A 14,518-nucleotide genomic window follows, 5' to 3' on the forward strand; every position below is an offset into this window, starting at 1 on the left:
GGCGGCGAGGCGTCACGGGGTGCAGAGGACCACGCTCAGCGAGCTGTACTCACAGACCAGCAGCGAGACCTGGCTGCCCGTGGCGAGCTCACCGAAGGACTCCTCGGCCGGGGTCTCCATCGCCTGAAGGTCAAGAAGCGCCATGATGGTGTTTCCTTTCTGGGACGGTAACCGGAACCCGTTGCTCCGGCTGGGTGTTGAGCGGTTGTGCTGTTACGACCCCTGAAGGAGCCGGTCCGTGGGGCCGCTCGCGCGGCCGGGGTGCGCCGCGTGTGGAGCGGCGGCGAGGAAGGGAAGCGTGGTGGGCGGGCCCGGCGCGGTGTCCAGCGCGCTGCCCAGGGCGAGCAGGCAGCCGGCGGTCCCGGTGGCCAGGTCCATCGACAGCCGCATCAGCTGTTCGCCGGGGAAGGCCAGTTCACCTTCGTACGCGAGTGCGTGGCTGGACAGCAGGCGGGTGTGGAGGCGGACGGCCCCGTCCCGGGTCTCCTCGTCGCACCGGGGTGTGGCCGCCAGGTGCAGGAGGAGTCCGGCCGAGCCGCGCAGCAGTCCGGGCTGGACGTAGAAGGCGGAGAGCGCGGCCGGGAGCAGGGCGCGGCCCGCGGCCTCCAGCTCCGGGTCGGGGCGGTGGGCCAGGTAGGCGTCGATGACGGCCGCGATTCCGGCGCTGCCCGCCCCGAGGTAAGGCATCAGCCGCTTGCCCTCGACGACGAGGAGTTCACCTTCGTCGCCCGCCCGGCACCGGTCCAGGTCGCGCCGCAGGGCGACGGCCGCCAGGTCGAGCAGGGCGGTGTCCCCGGTGGTCTCGTACCGGCGCACCAGCAGCAGGGCGACCCCGCTCGCGCCGTGCAGGAGTCCGGTCCGGGGCGACGGCGGGCCGTCCACGAGGGCCCGGACGGCGAGGGCGGTGCAGCGGCCCGCCGCGGCGGCCAGCGCCCGGCCCTCGGCGGCGGAGGCGGTGCGGGCCAGGTCGTCCAGGGCGAGGCCGATACCGGCGTACCCGCTGTGCAGGTCCGCCGTCAGCCCTTCCAGGGGCTGATCGAGGACGATCCGGGTGAGGTCGGCGGCCTCGGCGGTGCGACCGATCCGGTGCAGGGCCCAGGCGATGCCGGTGAGCCCGTCGTAGAAGCCTAGCGGAGAGCCGGAGGCCGGGGCCTTGGCCTGCCGCAGCAGCCACTCCTCGGCCGGCTCGCAGCGCGGGGCGCCCGTCTCGTGCAGGGCGTAGAGCACTCCGGCGGCGCCGTACGCGAAGGACTGGCCGCCGGTGGCCGTGGCGAACTGGGCGATGTCGCCCGGGAAACATCGGTCGTCGCGGTCGGGCGTACAGGAGGCGGCGATGGCCCGGGCCATCGAGTCGCGGGCGGCCGGCCAGTCGCCGGGCGCGGGCGTACGTGTCCCCGAGGCCGGGGCCTCCGCACCCCGCTGGATCTCCTCCACCGCCGGGCGCAGGCTCTCCTCGTCGACCGGGAAGATGCGCGCGATGTCCCGGGCGAGGCCGGCGGCCTTCGTGCGGTCGATGCCGAAGAGCGTGGTGAGCGGCAGATACAGGGCCAGGCGCAGACAGGCCAGCGCGTACCGGTCGATCTCGGTGCCGCGCCGGTCGGGCGGGGCCACGAAGGCCGGGTTGGCGACGATCTGGCGGCGCCGGTCACCGGCCCGGGAGGCGGCCTCGAAGTCGAGCAGGGCGATCCGGGAGGTCTCCTCGTCGACCATGACGTTGCTCATGTGCAGGTCGCTGATGACGACGCCCCGGGCGTGCACGGCCTCGACGGCGCGCTCGACCTTCCCGTACAACTCCTCGGCCCACGCCGCGTGTTCGGCGAGCAGCTCCGGGGACGGGTTCTGCCGGGCGAGCGGGAAGTGGCGGGCGAAGACTGTGTTGAGGGTGGTGCCCGGCAGGTATTGGAGGACAAGGAAGTGGTGGCCGCCGACCTCGAACGCGTCGTGCACAGCGGGTACGCAGTCCAGTCCGGCCAGTTGCTCCAGCGCGGTCCGTTCCCGCTCCAGCCGGGCGACGGCGTCGGCCCCGTCGGCGGCGAGCCCGGCGTAGGGGCGGGCCTCCTTGAGGACGACCTGCTCGCCGGTGCGGGTGTCGCGGCCGAGGTAGACCCCGCCGCCGTTGGAGAAGTGGAGCGCCTTCTCGACGGTGTACGGCACATCGCCGAGGCCGACCGCGGCGCGGGCTTCGAGGTGCGGTCGCAGGAAGTCCGGCGGGGTCACCCAGGCGGGTATCCGGAAGGCCGGGCCCCGGTCGTCGGGGACGAGGCGGCCCTGCGGGTCGGCGACCGCGGGTACGGGCCGCCCGTCGGGGCCCGTACAGAAACGGGCGGCGAACGCCCCGTACCGCGTGTGCACCGGCCCGTTCCCGCACCGCAGATCGCTGAGGATGTACGGGCCGTGCTCGCCCTCCAGCAGCTTCATCAGCGAGGTGCACACCTCGGGGAACGTGTCCTCGGAGTGCGGGTAGACGGTGATGAACTTGCCGCTCCCCGCCCGGTCCGCGTACTTGGCGTTCCGCAGGTTCAACAGGCCGGGGGACGGTACGCACTTGAAGGGCAGTCGGTGGGCCAGACAGTGCTCGGCGACCCTCTCCAGCACCGATGCGGCGTTGTCGGCGGCGGCCGATATGTGGATCTTCCAGCCCTGGGCCGGCAGCCGGAGCCCGTCGGGGCTGAAGGAGAGCCAGTCACCGCGCCGGGAGCGGGTCCACCCCTGGGGTGCGGCGCCACGGACCGGTGCGTAGAACGAACCGTCCTCGGCGCCGTCCTGGAGGGAACGGTGGGGTGCGTCGTAGAAGCGGCGGTCCGCCTGGCAGTACGCGGCGTACTCCGGATTCACGACATTCCCCTCGCTCGGTCTTTGCTGGCGAGAGAGAAATTGTCACAACGATGAGCATTGCCAATAGTCACCGATGTCACGACTCATACATGCGCGCTATCCATGCGGACCGCACCGCCTTTCGGTGACTTGCCTGCTGCGGGCAGGGGCGCGCGCGGGGCGCGTTCAGCCCGCCGCGCGCAACAGCCCGTCCCCGGCGGCCGTCCGGAAATAGAGCACGGACCGGCCGTCCCTGCGACGGCGTACCAGCCCCGCGTCGAGCAGGACCCGCAGGTGGCGCCCGACCGACCCCAGCCCCTGCCCGGTCAGCGCGACCAGCTGGGTCGTGCTCAGCGGGGAGGCCAGGAGGACCAGGACCCCGGCCCGCGCCGGGCCGATCAGCGCTCCCAGCGCCTGCGGCACGGGGGCCCGCCCGGTGTCGGCGAGTGCGCCCGAGCACGGGTACACCACGCCGTAGCGGTGCGGGATGTCCCAGCAGACCCAGCCCACGTCGGCGGTGACGGGGGTGAACACCAGCTGGGCGCCGCCCAGTTCGCGCGGCGGGTTGTCGTACGTGTTGATCTGGAGCCGGCTCTCCCCCAGCCACCGCATCCCCGGCCGCATCCCGTCGATCGCCTCCGCCCAGCCGCCCCGGCTCAACTGGGCGGCCCGGGCGATCACATCGGCCTCCAGGATCCGGCGGCGCGCGGGCCACTCCGGCTCCACCGTGTGCGTCCACACCCACTCCAGGACGTCGGCGCTCCGCCGCGCCAGGTCGTCCCGGTCCAGCGCCGCGGGCAGCGGTCCGCGCAGGCTCTCGGCGAGGTCGGCGCGGGCCCGGTCCGGCGGTGTCGCCCGGACCCGCTCCAGCTCCTGGGCGAAGGTGGCGGGCGGCCGGCCGGGGGGCGGGGGGACGGGGGTGGGGGTGAGGAAGTCGGCGCTCCAGCGGGGTGCGAGGGCGGTGCGGATGATCCGGGCGGAGAGCGGGTCGTCCGACCGGAGCCGCCGGTAGGCGGGCAGCCACCGCTCCAGCCAGGCGCGCTCGCGCGGATGCGCGGAGACGGCCCGCTCCAGGGTGCTCAGGCTCGCCAGGGTCTCCGCCAGCGGAGAGACGACGAAACGGCTGTCCGCGAGGGTGTCCGCACTGATCTGCCACCAGCCCATGGCCGCCCCCGGATGCCGTACGTGGAGAGTTTCGCCTCTCCGCGAAAGAGTAACGAGCCGGCGGAGCGTCCTCGCACACTCCGCTGATGCGCACCTACCGCGAACTCTTCCGCACCCCGGAGTTCCTCCCCTTCTTCACGACCGTCTCCGTGCAGGTGGCGGCGCAGACCGCGGCCGGCCTCGCCCTCGGCACCCTCGTGTACGCGGCGACCGGCTCACCGCTGCTGTCGGCGCTGGCCATGTTCGGCCCGTCCCTGGCCCAGGTCGCCGGGGCCCTCACCCTGCTGTCGGCGGCGGACCGGCTGCCGCCGCGCGCCACGCTGACCGGCCTGGCCCTGCTGTTCGCGCTCGGCACCGGCGTGCAGGCGGTGCCGGGGCTGCCCCTGTGGGCCGCCTTCGCGGTCCTGCTGGGGCTCGGGGTGGCGTCCTCGCTGGGCGGCGGTGTGCGGTACGGGCTGCTCAACGAGATCCTTCCGCAGCGGGGCTTCCTGCTCGGCCGCTCCGTGCTCAACATGGCGGTGGGCACCATGCAGATCCTCGGTTTCGCGGTGGGCGGGGTACTGGTGACCGCTCTCTCGGCGCGCGGCACGCTGCTGGTCGGCGCTGCCCTGTACGTCGTCGCTGCCGCCCTCGCCCGCTTCGGCCTCACCGCCCGGCCGCCCCGCGCCTCCGGCCGGGCCTCGGTCCGGGAGACCTGGCGGACCAACGCGCTGCTCTGGTCGTCCGCGCCCCGCCGCTCCGTCTACCTCGCCCTGTGGGTGCCCAACGGGCTGGTGGTGGGGTGCGAGTCCCTGTACATCGCCTACGCGCCCGCGCACGCCGGGCTCCTCTTCGCCTGCGGGGCCCTGGGGATGCTGACCGGGGACGCGCTGGTCGGCCGGTTCGTGCCGGGGCGGTGGCGGGCCCGGCTCGGCGCTCCGCTGCGGCTGCTGCTGGCCGCCCCGTACCTGGTGTTCGCCCTGAACCCCGGGCTGCCGGTGGCGGTGGTGGCGGTGGTCCTGGCGAGCGTCGGCTTCAGCGCGAGCCTGCTGCTCCAGGAACGGCTGATGGCCCTGACGCCCGAGGAGCTGAGCGGTCACGCGCTGGGGCTGAGCTCCTCGGGGATGCTCGCGATGCAGGGTGTGGGCGCGGCCGTCGCGGGCTCCGTCGCCCAGCTGACCTCGCCCGGGACCGGGATGGCGGCGGTCGCGGCACTCTCGCTGGCGGTGACGGTGGCCCTGGCGCCGGGGCTGCGGGCGGGACGTGGGCGGGGAGCGGAAGGCAGACTGCAGGGGGAAGGATCATCCCGTACGACGGAAACGAAGGAGACGACGACCTCGTGACCAGCCAGGACAGCCCGGCCACCAGCGCCTCGCCCGCTACGGGCCACGGCGCGCGCAGCCAGCGGGAGGCCATGCTCGCGGGCGAGCTCTACCTCGCCGACGACCCGGAGATCGCGGCGGACGCCCTGCGCTCGGCGCTCCTGAACGAGACCTTCAACGCCACGTCGGCCGGCGCCCCCGAGGCTCGCCGCGCGGCACTGGCCGAGCTGCTGGGCGAGGTGGGTGAGGGCACCGAGATCCGCCCGCCGCTCCGGGTGGACTACGGGCACCGGATCACGGTGGGCCCGCGCACGTTCGTCAACTTCGGGGCGGTGTTCCTGGACGTCGCCCGCATCACGATCGGCGCCGACGTCCAGATGGGCCCGAACGTCCAGCTCCTCACCCCGACCCACCCCATCGACCCGGAGCCGCGCCGCGCCAAGTGGGAGGCCGCGCAGCCGATCACGATCGGGGACAACGTGTGGCTGGGCGGCGGGGTGATCGTCTGCCCGGGGGTGAGCATCGGGGAGAACACGGTGGTGGGCGCGGGGGCGGTGGTCACGAAGGACCTGCCGGCGAATGTGGTCGCGGTGGGGAATCCGGCCCGGGTGATCCGGAGGATCGGGGAGGCGGAGGAGGAGAAGCCGACGGCCCCGTAACCGTAGACCTGGGGTCGTGGACATCCTGGGGTCGTGGACCGGGCCGGGTCCACGACCCCAGCCCCACCCCTACGCCGCCCGCCACGCATCCGTGGCGCACGAGACCTCGAAGTGCCACCACCCCTCGTCCCGGCCACGGGCCAGCAGCGCCTTGATCCCCCGGAGGTCCGCCCCGCCCGGCACGGTGAAGGCGACCAGCGGAAAGTCCGCGCTGAAGACCTCGCCGCCCAGCCCGAAGGGCGCGAACCGCTCGTGCACGGCGCGGGCGTCCCGCCCGAGGGGGCCGTCCGGCACGGAGAGCACCCGGACGGTGCAGTTCCCCGAATCGGCCACCCGCCCGGTGGACCAGTGCACGCCGTCCGCGTCGGTCCTGAACCGTACGGTCTCGCCCTCGGCGACGCCGTCCTGGAGGAAGGGCACGTTGTCGACCCGGGCGGTGTCGGCGCTCAGCCGGGTCGCCCACAACCCCTCGGTGTCGTACGGCAGCCAGTCCTCACGCGGCACGAAGCGGAACCAGACCTTGATCTGCCGGCCGACGTCACGGGGCGGGCGCTCGTCACGGGGCGGGCGCTGCGGACCGGCGGGCGAGCTCATGGCCCCATGGTCCCCCCTGCGCCGCACGCCCGCTCGTCCGGCCCCGGCAGCGGCACACCGCCACGCCTCCCGGTCGGGACATCAGCCTCTGAAGCCGGCCGGCGCCCCCAACTGGAGACGAAATCGGTCAATCGCCTTATCAATGGCTCCAGTTGTTGCGATCCGGCCCCTCCCACGAGACACATCACGCACACCTCTTGACGCGTACAGGCCCACCGGGGAAACATCACCGTAACGAGAGAGCGCTCTCTCGCTTCTCCCCACGGGCGCTCTCCCGCCCGTCCGTCGTGCACACGTACCACGACCCAGGAGACGTACCTTCATGCATGCTCCCCCCACCGCACCACGCTCCGCACCGCGCAGGCACCGTCGCTCCAAGGCGCTCGGGTTCGCCGCGCTCGCCGTATCGCTGCTCATGGCCGTCCCCACCGCCCAGACAGCGTTCGGCGAAGAGTCCCAGCAGGTCCAGGCCGTCCCCGGCGGCGGTGACCTCGGACCGAACGTCCATGTCTTCGATCCCTCCACGCCCGACATCCAGGGCAAGGTCGACGAGATCTTCAAGAAGCAGGAGTCCGCGCAGTTCGGCCTCGACCGCTACGCGCTGATGTTCAAGCCGGGCACGTACGACAACATCAACGCGCAGATCGGCTTCTACACCTCGATCGCGGGCCTCGGGCTCAACCCGAACGACACCACGTTCAACGGCGATGTGACGGTCGACGCGGGCTGGTTCGACGGGAACGCCACGCAGAACTTCTGGCGCTCGGCGGAGAACCTGACCCTGAACCCGGTGAGCGGCACCAACCGCTGGGCGGTCTCCCAGGCCGCGCCCTTCCGCCGGATGCACGTCAAGGGCGGGCTCAACCTCGCGCCCGACGGATACGGCTGGGCCAGCGGCGGCTACATCGCGGACAGCAAGATCGACGGCCAGGTCGGGCCGTACTCCCAGCAACAGTGGTACACCCGCGACAGCTCGGTGGGCGGCTGGGGCAACGGCGTCTGGAACATGACGTTCTCGGGCGTCGAGGGCGCACCGGCCAACAGCTTCCCGGAGCCGCCGTACACCACGCTCGACACGACGCCCATCTCGCGCGAGAAGCCGTTCCTCTACCTCGACGGTGCCGACTACAAGGTCTTCGTCCCGGAGAAGCGCGAGAACGCCCGCGGCACGTCCTGGGCCAACGGCACACCGGCGGGCGAGTCGATCCCGCTGGACCAGTTCTACGTCGTGAAGGAGGGGGCGGACGCTGCCACCATCAACGCGGCCGTCGAGCAGGGCCTGCACCTGCTGTTCACGCCCGGCGTCTACCACATCGACGAGACGATCAACATCGACCGCCCCGACACGGTGGCCCTCGGCATCGGCCTCGCGACGATCATCCCGGACAACGGGGTGACCGCGATCAAGGTCGGTGACGTGGACGGCGTCAAGCTCGCCGGCCTCCTGGTCGACGCGGGTCCGGTGAACTCCGAGACGCTGATCGAGGTCGGCCCCGAGAACGCCTCGGCGGACCACTCGGCCAACCCCACCTCGCTCCAGGACGTGTTCGTACGGATCGGCGGCGCGGGCCCCGGCAAGGCGACCACCAGCATCGTGGTGAACAGCGACGACACGATCATCGACCACACCTGGGTGTGGCGCGCCGACCACGGTGAGGGCTGGGGCTGGGAGACCAACCGGGCCGACTACGGGGTGCGCGTCAACGGTGACGACGTGCTGGCCACCGGGCTCTTCGTGGAGCACTTCAACAAGTACGACGTGGAGTGGTACGGCGAGCGCGGCCGGACGATCTTCTTCCAGAACGAGAAGGCGTACGACGCACCCAACCAGGCGGCGATCCAGAACGGCGACACCAAGGGCTACGCGGCCTACCGGGTCGACGATTCGGTCGAGCAGCACGAGGGCTGGGGCATGGGCAGCTACTGCTACTACAACGTCGACCCGACGATCATCCAGGAACACGGCTTCAAGGCACCGGTGAAGCCCGGCGTGAAGTTCCACAGCCTGATCGTGGTCTCGCTGGGCGGCAACGGCCAGTACGAGCACGTGATCAACGACGTGGGATCCCCCACCTCGGGCCCGGACACGATCCCGTCCCAGGTGGTCAACTTCCCGTAATACGGGAGCTGTACGGGAGCGGGGTCCGGCTGCTGTTGAGCGCCGGGCCCCGCTCCGCTGCCCTCTCCTGTGCCCTCAGGTCCTCCCGTACCGGATGGTGTGATCGGCGAACTCCAGCGCCATCTCGGTGGTGACGGTGGGACGGGTGCGGCTGATGGTGCGCAGGAAGTCCTCGGTGGTGGGGTGCGCGCGGGTTCCGGTGTCGAGGGTGCGCTCGAAGACGGCCTGGGCGACGGTCCGGGCGGCCTGTTTGATGTCGGCGGGGGTGAACCCCTCGCTGGCGTCGGCCAGGAGGGCGGTGTCGGCCTCGGCGCCGGTACGGGCGAGGTAGCTGGCCCAGAGCGCGGTGCGGGCCTCGTGGTCGGGCGGGCCGACGGGCAGGACGTAGTCGAACCGGCCGTGGCGCAGGAACGCCGGGTCGAGGGCGGCGACGGTGTTGGTGGCACAGACGAGGAGCCGCCCGTCGCGGTCGCGGAACCGCACGATGGACTTGAGCAGCTCGTTGACGACGCCCACGGAGACGGGGTCGGCGAGATTGCGCGTCCCGGCCACCTCCTCCACCTCGTCGATGAACACGAGCACATGGTCGAGCTGGGCGATCTCCTCGAAGCGGCGGCCGAGCCCGTTGGCGAGCCCGTCCTCCAGGGCGATCCGCGAGGGGAAGAGCTCCACGAAGGGCCAGCCGAGCCGGGAGGCGACGGCCTGGGCGAAGGTGCTCTTGCCGGTACCCGGCGGCCCGAACAGGACGACGGCCTGCGGCGGTTCGACCCCGTGCTCGTCGGCGGCCTCGGGGTTGGCCAGCGGCAGGACGAGCCGCCGCTCCACAAGCTGTTTGGCCTCCGCCATCCCGGCGAGCCGCTCCCAGAGCCCGGCCGGCGGCACGGTCGCGCCGAGCGAGGCGAGTACGGCGGACCCCTCGGCGGTGACGGACTGGACCTTCTCGTAATAGGTCAGCCCGCGGCGCCCGCGGAACCCGGAGTTCACGAGCGCGGCGGCCCCCGTCTCGTCCTCCGGCAGCACCGCCGCGACCAGCACCGCCCCGGCCGCCCGCATCCGCTGCTCCAGCGCGGAGAGCAACGCGGTGCCGAGCCCGAGATTGCGCCAGGCGGGATGCAGGGCCACCCGCAGCACCCAGGCCCGGTCCCCGTCGACCCGCCCCGCGGCGGCCCCCACGAGATGCCCGTCGGCCACGGCGACGACGCCGGGATTCCGCCCCTGGAGCGCGGCGACCACTTCGGAGAGCCGGAAGACGGCGGGCTCCCCACTGGTACGGCTCTCCCCGTCGAGGCGCACGACCCCTTCGAGATCCTCGGACACGAAGTCCCGCACATGCCACACGGCCATGCTCCGGCCCTGCCCAGCCTTCGACGTTCCCCGTCCTGACTTCCATCATCGGCCCGACGACGGCGGGGCGCCTGTCGGCGGGGAAACGGCCGCAGCCCCCGCCCGGAGGGTCCGGGTGGGGGCTGCGAGGCGGGTGGGCGGGAGGCTCAGCCCTCGCCGGTCAAGTTGATGGTGACCGTGCGTTCCGCCGGGGTCTTCCCGGCCAGGGCCGTCTTCATGGCCTGGGCCACGTCGTCCGGGCCGACCTGGTGTTCCTTGCCGTCGGCCTTGACCGCCATGACGCCGTCGAAGACGCCGTCCAGGAGGGTGTCGATCGCCTTCTTGTCGTAGACGTCGACCAGCCGGCCGTCGACGGCCTTCATGGACAGGATCTGCGGGAGCGACCGCGCCGGGCCGAACTGGATCTCCTTCGGGCCCGCCTTGATGGTGATCAGGTCGGACATCGCGGGCTCGGCGAACTCCTTCATCGCCCGGGTCAGTTCGGCCTGGGTGATGGTGGGTTCCCTGGTGGCGACGGGCAGTTCGACCACCCGGGCCTGTCCGGTCTGGACCTGGGCGCGGTAGGCGTCGCGGACGGAGATCAGCGACTGGCCGACGTCCAGGGTCTTGCCGGGCTTGCCCGGCACCGCGATCGCCTTGTTCGGCTCGAAGCGGATCGTGCCGTCCTGGGCCGAGCCGGCGACGCCCGCCAGGTCGGTCAGCGCTACGCCGAGCTTCTCCTCGTCGACCGGGATCACCGGGTCGGCGGTGCGCGCCCCGCCGAAGAGCGAGCCGATCACCGAGACCGGGTTGTAGTCGCTGCCCGCGGCACCGCGCACGGTCTCCTGGCTGTCCAGGGTGAGACCGGCCTTTTCCGGGTCCAGCTTCTGCTCCTTGCCGTCCACGGAGAGCGTCAGCGGCGCCTGGGAGCGCTCGCCGAGGGCGGCGTCCAGCTTGGCTACCGCCTCCTCCTTCGTGCCGCCGCCGATGTCGACGCCGAGCACCGTGGTGCCCTTGGGGACCTCGGAGTGGTTCAGGAGGAGGCCGGCGCCGTAGGCGATGCCGAGCAGCACGATCGCGGCCACACCGAGGAGGACCAGCTTGGAGCGGCCCTTCTTCGCGGGGGCGGGGGCCGGAGCGGGCTTCGGTGCCGGGCGGGCGGCGGCGGTGCCGGGCGCGGGCACGCCCGTGGCGCCGGGGCCGCCCGGGAAGGGGCCCCCGGGGCCACCGGGGCCGCCAGGGCCACCGGGCCCGCCGCCGGGGCCGCTGAAGCCCCCGGGGCCGCCGGTCACGTCCGGCCTGCCCGGGAACGTCGAGCGGGGCTCACTGGGCACCACGGGGATGCCTGAGGTCAGCGTGGAGCCCGAGACGTGGCCGGAGTCGGGCCCCGGGGACTGCGGGGTCAGGATCGCGGTGTCGTCGGAGAGCCGGGGCGGTACGCCGCCGGTGCCCGGGACCATCGGGCCGGGGCCGCCGAGGCCCGGGACGCCGTCGAGGTTGGGGGTCAGCGACGAGGTGCCGGTGACCGGGCCCGTGGTGGGGCCGGCCGGTCCGGGCGTACGGACCCCCGGGTCGGGGGCGGAGTGCGGGCCCGCGCCGGGGGGCTCCGTGCTGTAGCCGTCCAGGGCGCTGCCGGAGCCGGGGGCGCCGGGCCCCGGAGCGGCGTCCGAGAAGTACGGCAGGTCGGGGCGGGACCGGCCGGCGTCACCGGGCGCACCGTGCGGGCCCGACGGGCCGGGGCCGGGGCCGGGGCCGCCAGGACCCGACGGGCCGGGGCCGGGGCCGCCAGGACCTGACGGGCCGGGGCCGGCGCCGGGAGCGCCCGCGCCGAGCGGGCCCGGGCCACCGGAACCCGTACCCGGCGCACCACCGGAACCGGGCGCACCGCCCGTACCGGAACCCGGTGCGGGTGCCGCGTTCCTGCGCGGGGCGAACCAGTCGCTGCCGCTCTTCGCCCTGCCCGGTTCGTCGGCCGGGGACGGGTCGGCGGACCCGCCGCCGTCCCGGGCCTGCGAGGGCGAGGGGGCCGGTGCGCCGGACGCGCCGGTTCCGCCCGGCGCGCCGCCTGCCAGGCCCGAGGGCGCGGGCGGTGGCGTGCCGGGGCGCGGCGTGCTGCCGGTGCGCTCCGCGTCGGGGCGCCCGGCGGCGATGTCGCTCTCGGCCATCGGCGTACGCATCACGACCGGCGGGATGGGACGCGACCCGGGGATGTTGATCCGGATGCGCGTCGTCAGCGTCGTCTCGGTCTTCGGCTCTTCGGGCCGGGGCGGATCGACGGATTCCGGGGTCTCGTCCGAGCCCGCCGGCGACGGATACTGGCGGGATCCGTACGGCGGCGTACCCGATGGGTACGCGGCTCCACCGCGCCCCTGAGGCCCGGAGGACGAACTGTCAGTTTCACGACTCAAAGCAGGTTCTCCCGATTGGCTCCGCCGCCCGTACTTCCCCCATGCCGCAGGCCAGGGGACGGCTCGGCGCGCGCACCACCATACTGGCCGCCGCCGTCGGACACTCCGCGACCGGGGGAAACCTCCACCTCGGCATCACACCTGTGGGGGGCATTCCGGGCGCGGACTTAGCACTTCAGATACCGGACCGGCCACTACGGGTGGCTGATTGCGGCACTTTGGAGGTGGTGGCGCACATCACAGCGACGGCTGTCCCGCCGAGCATGAAGAGCACCAGACCGAGTTCGTCGCCGAATACGTAGTCGCCTTCCGGCCGGCCGGACAACAGGACGAACACCGTGACGAACCAGCCGACCGCCGGGGCGAGCGCACCGATCTGGGTCCCGGTCAGGATGCGGCCGCCGTAGAAGAGGCCCGCCGAGCCCGCCAGGGCGATGATCAACCCGCCCGGGAACCACGCCGCTTGGACGAGAGTCCCGGCGAGCGCGACGAGCGCCCCGAGCACCGCGAGCCCGAAGTAGCCCGCGATCCGGGCCGGGTTCGGGCGGGCGGTGAAGCCGGTGCCCTCGGGCACCCTGGGCGGTGCGTTGGAGCGGGGTGCGTCGGAGCGGGGTGCGCTGCTGCGCGGTGCGTCGGAACGCGGTGCGCGGGCGCGGTCGCGGCCCTTGCCGGGGTTCCCGCTCATGCGCCCGCCCCCGATGCGGAATCCGGCCGGGCACCCGATGCGGAACCCGCGCGGACCCCGGAAGCGGAACCCGGCCCTGCGCCCGAAGCGGAACCGGAAGCCACATCCCGTACAGCCTCTTGAAGACCCCCGGCCTCCGGAAGACCCGCGAACAGGTCGTCCTCCCGCGCTCCCCCTCCGGCCCCCGGGACGCCGCGCACCAGCTGGTAGTACTCCGTCGTCAGCAGCGGCTGGCCCAGGTCGTTGGAGAGGGCGAAGAAGGGCCCGTCCACCGCGATCTGGGTGGCATGGGCGCGCATCGCCGCCGCCTTCGCCCCGGCGTACGCCGATCCGTCGATCTCCGCGGTGATCTCGTCCCCGTCGACCACACCGGGGACGTCGTCCACCGCCGCGATGCCCGGGAACGCGTCGGGGGCCGTCGTGCGCAGGTGGTCGAAGGCGGCCTCCACCACGGCCCGCTCCACCCGGTTCCAGTAGATCTTGGCGATGGTGTGCGGGGCGCCGGTGCCGTACGCCGGGTCGGCGGCCAGGTCGGCGGCGCGCATCGCGACCCGGTGGGCCTGGATGTGGTCGGGGTGGCCGTAGCCGCCGTCGGGGTCGTAGGTGACCAGGACCTGGGGGCGGACCTCCCGGATCACCTCCACGAGGGGGGCGGCGGCCTCGTCCACCGGGGCGGCCCAGAAGGCGCCGGGGCGCTCGTTCTGTTCGGTGCCCATCATCCCGGAGTCCCGGAACCGGCCCGCGCCGCCGAGGAAGCGGTGGTCGGTGACGCCGAGCTCCTTCATCGCCGCGGCCAGTTCGCCGGTGCGGTGCGGGCCGAGGACGTCGTCCCGGTCGGCGGCGAGAGCGGCGAGGGCGGGCGGGATGACCTCGCCCTCCTCGCCGAGCGTGCACGTCACCAGCGTGACGTGGGCGCCCTCGGCCGCATACCTGGCCATGGTGGCGCCGTTGTTGATCGACTCGTCGTCCGGGTGCGCGTGCACCAGCAGCAGACGGCGGGCGGGGAGGTCCTTCATGGGGACCACCCTACGAGCCCGGCGGCCCCCGGCGTCCCCCGCTCCCCGCCGACGGCGTCAACCGTGGGCGTACCCGGCCGGAAAGCGGGTACACGCGGTCGGAAGGCGATTGCACACGGTCAGAACTTGATGCTTCCGATCATCCCCGCCACGTTGGACGTCAGGTCCGAGATGGTCGGCGCGACCGACGAACTCGCGATGTAGAACCCCAGCAGCATGCAGACCACCGCGTGTCCGCCCTTCAGTCCGGATTTCCGGATCAGCAGGAAGACGATGATCGCCAGCAGCACCACCGCCGAAATCGAGAGCGCCACGGCGGTTCACCTCCATCAGTACGGTTCGGGACGGGGACACGGGGACACACAGAGCCGATGGGTTCTTACCCACCGAGCGCTACGGATCATAACTATCCGTGCCAACGCATTGATCGGGGCA

Annotated in this window: 12 protein-coding genes; 3 read left to right on the plus strand and 9 right to left on the minus strand. The window is 73.2% G+C overall.

Features of this window, described 5'->3' with window-relative positions:
- Window positions 1-12: 12 nt before the first annotated feature.
- From IE264_RS25430 to IE264_RS25440, 3 genes are all read right to left on the minus strand, one after another.
- Window positions 13-144 (minus strand): SapB/AmfS family lanthipeptide, encoded by a 132-nt coding sequence (locus IE264_RS25430; RefSeq protein WP_015611153.1) that lies wholly within the window; start codon window positions 142-144, stop codon window positions 13-15.
- A gap of 69 nt (window positions 145-213) precedes the next feature.
- The gene (gene lanKC, locus IE264_RS25435; protein WP_032757816.1) at window positions 214-2,835 is read right to left on the minus strand and encodes a class III lanthionine synthetase LanKC; all 2,622 of its coding nucleotides are present in this window, start codon (window positions 2,833-2,835) and stop codon (window positions 214-216) included.
- 165 nt (window positions 2,836-3,000) lie between these two features.
- Window positions 3,001-3,978 carry an ArsR/SmtB family transcription factor gene (locus IE264_RS25440; RefSeq protein ID WP_190167704.1) on the minus strand — a complete coding sequence of 326 codons (978 nt, stop codon included), beginning with the start codon at window positions 3,976-3,978 and terminating at the stop codon, window positions 3,001-3,003.
- A gap of 86 nt (window positions 3,979-4,064) precedes the next feature.
- Between IE264_RS25440 and IE264_RS25445 the strand changes: the two genes are divergently transcribed.
- Both IE264_RS25445 and IE264_RS25450 read left to right on the plus strand, forming a co-directional pair.
- The gene (locus IE264_RS25445) at window positions 4,065-5,300 is read left to right on the plus strand and encodes an MFS transporter (RefSeq protein ID WP_032757815.1); all 1,236 of its coding nucleotides are present in this window, start codon (window positions 4,065-4,067) and stop codon (window positions 5,298-5,300) included.
- A gap of 71 nt (window positions 5,301-5,371) precedes the next feature.
- Entirely contained in the window at window positions 5,372-5,938 is a 567-nt protein-coding gene (locus tag IE264_RS25450; RefSeq protein ID WP_032757988.1) for a sugar O-acetyltransferase, read from the plus strand.
- A 69-nt stretch (window positions 5,939-6,007) separates the two neighbouring features.
- Here the strand turns inward: IE264_RS25450 and IE264_RS25455 are convergent, their stop codons facing one another.
- Window positions 6,008-6,532: a DUF4265 domain-containing protein gene (locus IE264_RS25455; protein ID WP_032757813.1), complete on the minus strand. Its 525-nt coding sequence runs from the start codon at window positions 6,530-6,532 to the stop codon at window positions 6,008-6,010.
- A gap of 322 nt (window positions 6,533-6,854) precedes the next feature.
- On the opposite strand from IE264_RS25455, the gene IE264_RS25460 reads away from it, so the two are divergent.
- Entirely contained in the window at window positions 6,855-8,651 is a 1,797-nt protein-coding gene (locus tag IE264_RS25460; protein WP_015611147.1) for a pectate lyase-like domain-containing protein, read from the plus strand.
- 75 nt (window positions 8,652-8,726) lie between these two features.
- Here IE264_RS25460 and IE264_RS25465 read toward each other — a convergent pair whose 3' ends face one another.
- From IE264_RS25465 to IE264_RS25485, 5 genes are all read right to left on the minus strand, one after another.
- Entirely contained in the window at window positions 8,727-9,995 is a 1,269-nt protein-coding gene (locus IE264_RS25465) for an ATP-binding protein (protein WP_190167705.1), read from the minus strand.
- 146 nt (window positions 9,996-10,141) lie between these two features.
- Window positions 10,142-12,382, minus strand: coding sequence for a hypothetical protein (locus tag IE264_RS25470; protein WP_158706536.1), 2,241 nt, complete (start codon window positions 12,380-12,382; stop codon window positions 10,142-10,144).
- 175 nt (window positions 12,383-12,557) lie between these two features.
- A complete protein-coding gene (locus IE264_RS25475) occupies window positions 12,558-13,067 on the minus strand; it encodes a DUF6113 family protein (protein ID WP_032757806.1) in 510 nt (169 codons plus the stop codon).
- A complete protein-coding gene (mshB, locus tag IE264_RS25480) occupies window positions 13,064-14,083 on the minus strand; it encodes an N-acetyl-1-D-myo-inositol-2-amino-2-deoxy-alpha-D-glucopyranoside deacetylase (RefSeq protein ID WP_032757804.1) in 1,020 nt (339 codons plus the stop codon). Before mshB ends, IE264_RS25475 begins: the two co-directional genes overlap by 4 nt.
- 119 nt (window positions 14,084-14,202) lie before the next feature.
- Window positions 14,203-14,397: a hypothetical protein gene (locus IE264_RS25485; RefSeq protein WP_015611142.1), complete on the minus strand. Its 195-nt coding sequence runs from the start codon at window positions 14,395-14,397 to the stop codon at window positions 14,203-14,205.
- Window positions 14,398-14,518: the final 121 nt, after the last annotated feature.

Source organism: Streptomyces microflavus (assembly GCF_014650075.1).
GTDB lineage: Bacteria > Actinomycetota > Actinomycetes > Streptomycetales > Streptomycetaceae > Streptomyces > Streptomyces microflavus.